Source organism: Mesorhizobium sp. M7A.F.Ca.MR.362.00.0.0 (assembly GCF_004023175.1).
GTDB lineage: Bacteria > Pseudomonadota > Alphaproteobacteria > Rhizobiales > Rhizobiaceae > Mesorhizobium.
Genome location: NZ_RZTF01000017.1, coordinates 34,964 through 41,183, shown reverse-complemented (window position 1 = coordinate 41,183; position 6,220 = coordinate 34,964). Strand labels below are relative to the sequence as shown.

5 protein-coding genes are annotated in these 6,220 nt (G+C 63.5%); 4 read left to right on the top strand and 1 reads right to left on the bottom strand.

What is annotated here, in order from left to right; all coding sequences use genetic code 11:
- The 3 genes from EOC06_RS04605 to EOC06_RS04595 all read left to right on the top strand — a co-directional run.
- Window positions 1–1,632: leucine--tRNA ligase (locus tag EOC06_RS04605; protein WP_128307195.1), on the top strand; the 1,632-nt coding region annotated here is incomplete at its 5' end.
- A complete protein-coding gene (lptE, locus tag EOC06_RS04600; RefSeq protein ID WP_127269446.1) occupies window positions 1,619–2,197 on the top strand; it encodes an LPS assembly lipoprotein LptE in 579 nt (192 codons plus the stop codon). The genes EOC06_RS04605 and lptE, both read left to right, overlap by 14 nt.
- A gap of 308 nt (window positions 2,198–2,505) precedes the next feature.
- On the top strand, window positions 2,506–5,190 hold the full coding sequence (locus EOC06_RS04595; protein WP_128307194.1) for a DNA translocase FtsK: 2,685 nt from the start codon (window positions 2,506–2,508) through the stop codon (window positions 5,188–5,190).
- A gap of 104 nt (window positions 5,191–5,294) precedes the next feature.
- On the opposite strand, the gene fsa is transcribed toward EOC06_RS04595, so the two are convergent.
- Window positions 5,295–5,951, bottom strand: coding sequence for a fructose-6-phosphate aldolase (gene fsa / locus EOC06_RS04590; RefSeq protein WP_127320636.1), 657 nt, complete (start codon window positions 5,949–5,951; stop codon window positions 5,295–5,297).
- A 90-nt stretch (window positions 5,952–6,041) separates the two neighbouring features.
- Here fsa and EOC06_RS41690 point away from each other — a divergent pair.
- A partial coding sequence (locus tag EOC06_RS41690) for a hypothetical protein (protein ID WP_245469329.1) occupies window positions 6,042–6,220 on the top strand: 179 nt, incomplete at its 3' end.

Below are 6,220 nucleotides of genomic sequence, written 5' to 3'. Positions count from 1 at the left end.
TTGATGGAATACGGCACCGGCGCCATTTTCGGCTGTCCGTCCGGCGACCAGCGCGACCTCGACTTCGCCAACAAATACGGCCTGCCGGTGATTCCGGTGGTGATGCCGGAAGGCGAGAATCCGGCGACGTTCCAGATCATCGACGAAGCCTACGTCGATGACGGCGTGATGATCAATTCGCGCTTTCTCGACGGCATGAAGCCGGATCAGGCTTTCGACGAAGTCGCCAAACTGCTGGAGCAGAAGACCATCGGCAACCGGCCGATGGCCGAGCGCAAGGTGAATTTCCGCCTGCGCGACTGGGGCATTTCGCGCCAGCGCTACTGGGGCTGCCCGATCCCGATGATCCATTGCGAGGCTTGCGGCGTGGTGCCGGTGCCGAAGGTGGACCTGCCGGTGAAGCTGCCCGACGATGTCGATTTCGATCGCCCGGGCAATCCGCTCGACCGGCATCCGACATGGCGCCATGTGAAATGTCCGCAATGCGGCAGGGATGCGCGGCGCGAAACCGACACGATGGACACGTTCGTCGATTCGTCGTGGTATTTTGCCCGCTTCACCGCGCCGTGGGCGCATGAACCGACCGATCCCAAGGCGGCCAACGAATGGCTGCCGGTCGACCAGTATATTGGCGGGATCGAGCACGCGATCCTGCATCTGCTCTATTCGCGCTTCTTCACCCGCGCCATGCGCGAGGCCGGCCATGTCGATCTGGCCGAGCCGTTCAAGGGCCTGTTCACGCAAGGCATGGTGGTGCACGAAACCTATCGCGTCGGCTCGGCATCGAATGGCCGCTGGCTGGCGCCCACCGAAGTTCGGCTGGAGGACGTCGACGGCAAGCGCAGCGCCATCGACATCGCCACCGGCGAGGCCGTCACCATCGGCCCGCTGGAAAAGATGTCGAAATCGAAAAAGAACACGGTGAGCCCGGAAGACATCACCGATGGCTACGGCGCCGATACGGCGCGCTGGTTCATGCTGTCCGATTCTCCTCCCGAGCGCGATGTCGAGTGGACCGACGATGGCGCCGCCGGTGCGCATCGTTTCATCCAGCGCATCTGGCGCCTGGTGTCGACGGCCGCCGAAACACTGGCCGGCATCAAGCCCTTAGCGGCCAGCAGCGGCGAGGCCGCATTGGTTTCCAAGGCCGCGCACAAGATCCTGAAGGCGGTCGGAGAGGATATCGAGAAGCTCGCTTTCAACCGCGCCATCGCCCGCATCTACGAACTGGCCAACGCGCTGACCACGCCGCTCAACGAGGTGGCCGAAGGCAAGGCCGATGCAGCGCTGAAAGGCGCCTGTCGGCAGGCGGTGGAGATTCTCGTGCATCTGATCGCGCCGATCATGCCGCATCTGGCCGAGGAGTGCTGGGCGACGCTTGGCGGCACCGATCTCGTTGCCGAACGGCCCTGGCCGGTCTTCGATCCGGCGCTGGTCGTCGACAACGAAGTCACCTATCCGGTACAGGTCAACGGCAAGAAGCGGGGGGATTTGACAATTGCCCGCGACGCGGACCAAGGTGCGGTCGAAAAAGCGGTATTGGCTCTCGACTTCGTGCAGAAAGCACTTGAAGGTAAGGCTCCGCGCAAGGTGATCATCGTGCCGCAGAGGATCGTCAATGTCGTTGCCTGATCGGGAAAAGACAGAGTTGAACCATTTGCTGCGCCGCATTGCGCTTGCCGGCCTGATAGGTTCGCTCGCGCTTGTCTCGGCCTGCACGGTGCGGCCGCTCTATTCGAGCGCGCCACTGTCGGGTTCGCAGGCCAGTGCCAGTGCCGAACTGGCGTTGATCGGCATCAAGCCGGTCAATACGCGTTACGGCCAACAGGTGCGCAACAATCTGATTTTCGGGTTTGGACGAGGCGCCGGCGAGCCGGCCTCGCCGGTCTATTCGCTCAATCTCGGCGTGACCGAAGCGGTCGAGTCCGCGGCACTCGTGCAGGTCGGAACGGATGAAGACGAACCGACCGCCGGTTCCGTGACGCTGACCGGCAGCTATACGCTGGCCGATGCGAAGACCGGCGTGGTGATCGCATCCGGCAAGCGTTCGATCACCTCGTCCTTCGACAGGCCGCGTCAGGAATTCGCCGCATACCGGGCGCAGATCGACGCCGAGAATCGCGCTGCGCGAGAGTTGGCGGAAGCGCTGCAGCTGTCCATTGCCCAGGACCTTGTCCGGCACGGCAAGACCGGCTAGCGCACCTCATCGCTTCACGGAAACGGTCCGGCGCCCCAGGCATGATGGGGTGATCGCGGGATCATGACCAGATTCTCGAACAGAGCCAGATTCCGAACAGGGATTGTCCGAAGATACCCATCGAGCTGCTGCGGCAGCGAGTAAATCGCGCCACCGCGGTGGGTGCGGCGAGGCGACGATCGTGCCGCGTCGCTCGCCGATTACCACGAAGATTTTGGTGCCCAGGATGGTCGGCGATCCATCCGGGAAGCAACTGTTAACCACTCGCTCCCTATTGCTCGGCAGACATTTCAGAGTGAGTCTTGAGAATGGAAGCCAAGCGTTTTTCCCGGGTCAATTTATCGACGGCCGCATCGCCTGATGATCCCGAGGGGAAGCGCTCCGAGAGCATCGGCGACAGGGGTGGTCAGCGAGGTTCTTCTGCGGCAGGCGACCTTGATCGTCCGGCTCGCAAGGAGCCGGGCGGCCGGCAGCCCGCCACACGCCAGGCCGGCTATTCAGCGCCGGTGGTCGATCTCGGTGGCAACAAGCGGCCCTATATGGAGCCGCGGGGTGGCTCGGACGACACGCTTTCGAAAATCGGCGATATCGAGAGCCCTGCCTGGCAGGAATATTTCTTCCTTGCACCCAACGTGCGTTTTACACGCACGCCGGACTATGAGGCCAGGAAGCATCGTCCGCAGCACGAGCGTGTTGTCGAACACGCCGCGACGCGCCCAGCAGAGCAAGCCGTTGCGCAATCCATGATCAAAGGGGCGTCCTCCGCGCCTTCGCTCCTGGCATTGCCGGCTTCGGTGAAAAGCCCTGCTTCCCAGCCGCTGGCCGGCCACCCCACGCAAGGGCCACTGCCGCCGGCTGCTGCTTTTGTTGCCGCGGGGCGCGCCAGGGAGAAGGTGCCAGCCGTTGCGCCGATGCCGCCGAGGACGGCCGCGACGGGGCAGGCATCCGCGCGTGCGTCCGTTGCTCCGGGCGGCCCGATCAAAACGACCACTTCCGAAAGGCTGCGCTGGCCGTATCTTTCGGATCATGCCTTCTTCGAGGCCATGGCCCCCTATCTGGTCGACGTTTCGTCGCCGGCCCGGCAGACCGGTCCAGCGTCGCCTGCATCGCTCGCCGTGGCGCCAGTCACCGCTACGCCGATCGATATTCGCCCAGGGACCGATGCCACCGCATTGTTTCGTGTCATCGACTGCCTTCCGGGCCAGGCCTTGAAGCCGTTGCCGGATGCTTGGCCGGCCAATTCGAACCAGGCCGTCGTCCAACCCGGCGTGCCGGCGAGCGATGCGCCGTCGCCGGTCCAGCCTGTCGCAATCCCAGCCGCCAAAAGCGACGCCGTTTCCGCGTCGGCCGCGCCAAGTGTGAACGTCCCTGCCAGGGCCGTTGCCGCCCGCTCCGCGCGCTTGCCTGGGGCTGGAAAGGTCGTGCTGTCAACCGCGGGCGATCCCTATGAGCTTCCCTCGGAAGAGCTGTTGCAGCAGCCACCGGAGGGACAAGGCTTCTACATGTCGCAGGAGCGGCTCGAGCAGAACGCCGATCTGCTGGAAAGCGTGCTCGAGGACTTCGGCGTGCGTGGCGAGATCATTCATGTTCGCCCAGGCCCGGTGGTCACGCTTTATGAGTTCGAGCCGGCGCCGGGCGTCAAATCTTCTCGCGTCATCGGGCTTGCCGACGATATCGCCCGCTCCATGTCGGCGATTTCGGCGCGCGTCGCAGTCGTGCCTGGCCGCAACGTCATCGGCATCGAGCTCCCGAACGAGACGCGCGAAACCGTCTATTTCCGGGAGCTGATCGAATCGGAAGGCTTCCGCAAGACCAGCTGCAAGCTGGCGCTTTGCTTGGGCAAGACGATCGGCGGCGAGCCTGTTATCGCCGAGCTGGCGAAGATGCCGCATTTGCTCGTGGCCGGAACCACCGGCTCCGGCAAGTCGGTCGCCATCAACACCATGATCCTGTCGTTGCTCTACCGGCTGAAGCCGGAAGAATGCCGGCTGATCATGGTCGATCCCAAGATGCTCGAACTCTCTGTCTATGACGGCATCCCGCATCTTCTGACGCCCGTCGTCACGGATCCCAAGAAAGCCGTCACGGCGCTCAAATGGGCCGTGCGCGAAATGGAAGACCGGTATCGCAAGATGGCGCGGCTCGGTGTGCGCAACATCGACGGCTACAACGAGCGTGCCGCTCAAGCCCGCGACAAGGGCGAAACCGTCGTCATGACCGTGCAGACCGGCTTCGAAAAGGGCACCGGCGAACCGCTTTTCGAACAGCAGGAAATCGACCTCGCGCCGATGCCCTACATCGTCGTCATCGTCGACGAGATGGCCGACCTGATGATGGTCGCCGGCAAGGAGATCGAAGGCGCGATCCAGCGACTGGCGCAGATGGCGCGCGCTGCCGGCATTCACCTGATCATGGCAACGCAGCGCCCCTCGGTCGACGTCATCACCGGCACGATCAAGGCCAACTTCCCGACCCGGATTTCCTTCCAGGTGACATCGAAGATCGACAGCCGCACCATCCTGGGCGAGCAGGGCGCCGAACAATTGCTTGGCCAGGGCGACATGCTGCACATGATGGGCGGCGGGCGCATTTCGCGCGTGCATGGGCCGTTTGTTTCCGACGCCGAGGTCGAGCATGTGGTCGCGCATCTCAAGGCGCAAGGGCGCCCTGAATATCTGGAAACCGTGACGGCCGACGAGGACGAGGAAGAAATCGAAGAAGACCAGGGCGCGGTCTTCGACAAGGGATCCGTCGCAGCCGAAGACAGCGACGCGATCTACGACGAGGCGGTGAAGGTGGTGGTGCGCGACAAGAAGTGCTCGACGTCCTACATCCAGCGCCGCCTCGGCATCGGCTACAACCGCGCCGCGTCCCTGGTCGAGCGTATGGAAAAGGAAGGCCTGGTCGGCGCACCCAACCATGTCGGCAAACGCGAGATCATCATGGGCCGGCGCCAGCCGGCAAGCGCGCCCGAGGACGATGGCACGGACTGATCGGCAGCCCGCTTGAAGCGCACATCAAAAAGGCCGGTTGCCCGGCCTTTTTGATTACAAGCGATTGGTCTCAGCCGATCGCCATTCTCAGCCGATCGCCATTCTCAGCCGATCGATTGGCCGGTCTTTGCCCAGTCGGCGAGGAACTGTTCCAGGCCCTTGTCGGTCAGCGGGTGCTTGACCAGCGCCTTCAGGGTCGCCGGCGGCGCGGTCACGACATCGGCGCCGATGAGGGCCGCCTGCTTGACGTGGTTCACGGTGCGCACCGAAGCGACGAGGATCTCGGTCTGGAAATCGTAATTGTCGTAGATCTGCCTAATCTCCTGGATCAGCTCCATGCCGTCGATGCCGATGTCGTCGACGCGGCCGACGAAGGGCGAGATGAACGAGGCACCGGCCTTGGCCGCCAGCAGCGCCTGGTTGGCCGAAAAGCACAGCGTGACGTTGACCAGGCGGTTCATCTCGGTGCGGATCGTCTTGCAGGCCTTGAGACCGTCCAGCGTCAGCGGCACCTTGATGCAGACATTGTCGGCGATCTTGGCCAGAACCTTGGCCTGCTGCATCATCTCGGAATATTCGGTGGCGGTGACTTCAGCCGAGACCGGACCCTTGACGATGTCGCAAATCTCTTTGGTGACATCGGCGATCTTGCCGCCGGATTTGAGGATCAGCGACGGATTGGTGGTGACGCCGTCGAGCAGCCCCAGATCGTTCAGCTCACGGATATCCTTGACGTCGGCGGTGTCGACAAAAAATTTCATGGCGGGTCTCCTGAAGATTCTTATGTGCATGCCATGCACATTCGGGGTCGGCCTTTGATCTAGACCAAAGTCAGGGCAAGGTCACGCCTCATGATCGAAGATTCGCCCTTTGTCGCAGCCGCACCGGTGCTGGTGCCGATGCCCGCCGAACGCCCCTACACCTATGCCGTGCCGGCCGGCATGCGCGTGGTGCCGGGCTCGATCGTGCGCGTGCCGCTCGGGCCGCGGCAGGTCGCCGGCATCGTCTGGGATGGCGCGGTCGAGAAGGT

Bases quoted from the DNA above. Each gene is read 5' to 3' on its own strand.
- EOC06_RS04595 (WP_128307194.1), top strand. From the start codon at position 2,506: ATGGAAGCCAAGCGTTTTTCCCGGGTCAATTTATCGACGGCCGCATCG.
- fsa (WP_127320636.1), bottom strand. From the start codon at position 5,951: ATGAAATTTTTTGTCGACACCGCCGACGTCAAGGATATCCGTGAGCTG.
- lptE (WP_127269446.1), top strand. From the start codon at position 1,619: ATGTCGTTGCCTGATCGGGAAAAGACAGAGTTGAACCATTTGCTGCGC.